Below are 2278 nucleotides of genomic sequence, written 5' to 3' on the forward strand. Positions count from 1 at the left end.
CGAGAAGACCGTGGCCCGTTACGTCGCGATCCGCGACGCCGGAGGCGACCCGTTCACCCCGACGCGCCGTGCTCGCGGGATCGACCCGTTCCTGGGCAAGATCGAGGAACTGGTGGCGAACTCCCAAGGCCGGATCCGGGCCGACGTCGTGCACCAGCGGCTGGTCGCGATGGGGTTCACCGGCACCGACCGCACGACCCGGCGCGCGGTCGCCGAAGCGAAATCCGCGTGGAACGCCGGGCACCGCCGGAAATACCGGCCGTGGACCCCGGATCCGGGGATGTGGATGCAGTTCGACTGGGGCGAAGGCCCCCGTGTCGGCGGGCGGCGCACGCAGTTGTTCTGCGCGTGGCTGTCCTGGTCGAGGTTCCGCGTCGTGCTCCCGACATGGGATCAGACACTGGGCACTCTAGTGTCCTGTGTGGACGCTACACTGCGCCGGATCGGTGGCGCACCAACGTATTTGCTGACTGACAATGCCAGGACAGTAACGATGGACCGGGTCGCGGGAGTCCCGGTCCGCCACCCCGAGATCGTCGCCGCAGGCCGGCACTACGGCTGCAAAGTGGAGACGTGTGAGCCGTTCGACCCCGAATCCAAGGGCGGCGCCGAGCACACCGTCAAGATCGCCAAAGCGGACCTGGTGCCCACCACGGCGAACCTGCTGCCGGTCTACTCCTCGTTCACCGACCTGGCCGACGCCTGCGTCGAGTGGTGCGAGCGGGTCAACGCCCGGCCCCACCGCGAGACCGGGGCCGCGCCGGCCACCCGGCTGGGCGCCGAACGTCAGCACTTGCACGTCCTGCCCGCCGAGCCGCACGCGATCGCGCTCGGCGAGGAACGCCTCGTCGACGACGACCAGACGATCCGGTTCGGGTCGGTGCGCTACTCCACCCCCGACGGGCACCAGGGCAGCAAAGTCTGGGCCCGCGTCACCGGCGACGAACTGGTCATCGTCGGCGACACCACCGCCGGGCTCGCCGAGATCGCCCGGCACGTGCTGTCCACCCCGGGAACCCCGCGCATCGACGACGCGCACTACCCGCACCACCCGGGCGGGAACCTGCCCCGCCCACCGAAAATCAGGGCCCGCACCCCGGAAGAGGTCGCGTTCCTCGCCTTGGGCGAGGGCGCCCGCCGGTGGTTGGTCGAAGCCGCCGCGACCGGAGTGACCCGAATCCGGGTCAAGATGGCCCGAGCGGTGGAACTCGCCGCGATCCTGGACGCGAGCCGGGTCGACGACGCGCTGGGCTTGGCAGCGATCGCGGGCCGGTTCGCCGAGGACGACCTCGCCTCCATCCTGGACCACCTGACCTCCTCCGGGCCGCCCAGCGACGTGGTGGTGGCCGATGAGACCCACTCCGCGCAACCCGGCACCGGCGGCTGGGAGGTGTTCGGCCAGTGAGCAGCCCCAAAGCCCCCGCCCTGCCCGACGAGCTGGATCTGGTGCTGCGCCGGATGCGGCTGCCCTACCTGCGCAAAGCCGCACCCGACGTCCTCGCGACCGCGCGAGCACAACGCTGGGACCCCGCCGAGGTGCTGCGGGTCCTGCTCGGCGAGGAGGTCACCGGCCGCAACTCCGCGACCCGGCGGATGCGGCGCAAGACCGCGAACTTCCCCACCGGCAAGACCTTTTCGTCGTGGCGCGCGGAGGAGTCCTCGATTACCGAAGCGACCCAGAACTCACTGTCCACATTGGAATGGATCGGGCGGCACGAGAACCTGGCTGTCGCGGGGCCTTCGGGCACCGGAAAGTCACACTTCGTGGAAGCGTTGGCACACGCGGCGATCGAGAACGACATGCGGGTGTCCTGGTTCACCCTGGAAACCCTGACCGCCGCGGTCGGCAAAGCCAAGGTCGACGGGTCGGTGGCCCGCACAATCTCCCGGATCTGCGGGTGCGACCTGATCGTGGTCGACGATATCGGGATGCTCCCCGCGGGACAGGAAGCCGCCGAGGCGTTCTACCGCATCATCGACGCCGCTTACGAGCGCCGTTCGATCGCAGTGACCAGCAACATCCACCCCAGCGGATTCGACTCGATCATGCCGAAGACCTTGGCCACCGCGACCGTGGACAGATTGCTGCACCACGCACACCTCGTCCTCACCAAGGGCGAGAGCCACCGTCTCGCCGAAGCCATCGCCGGCAAGGGAGTGATCGCCTTGAACTAGCCGACCATCCCGGAGAACCGCTGTCCACCCACCCGGAAAAGTACCGTCCGCCAACCTGGAGACCATCTGTCCGCCCACCCGGAGTTCCCGATGACCGTTGACA

General features: G+C 69.1%; 2 protein-coding genes. Both read left to right on the top strand.

Annotated elements, in window-relative coordinates; all coding sequences use genetic code 11:
- Window positions 1-1405: IS21 family transposase (gene istA / locus ABD256_RS43980; protein ID WP_344432348.1), on the top strand; the 1405-nt coding region annotated here is incomplete at its 5' end.
- A complete protein-coding gene (gene istB, locus ABD256_RS43985) occupies window positions 1402-2175 on the top strand; it encodes an IS21-like element helper ATPase IstB (RefSeq protein WP_344432350.1) in 774 nt (257 codons plus the stop codon). The genes istA and istB, both read left to right, overlap by 4 nt.
- The last annotated feature ends 103 nt before the right edge of the window (window positions 2176-2278 follow it).

This window comes from Amycolatopsis minnesotensis (genome assembly GCF_039529815.1).
In the GTDB taxonomy this organism is placed as follows: domain Bacteria; phylum Actinomycetota; class Actinomycetes; order Mycobacteriales; family Pseudonocardiaceae; genus Amycolatopsis; species Amycolatopsis minnesotensis.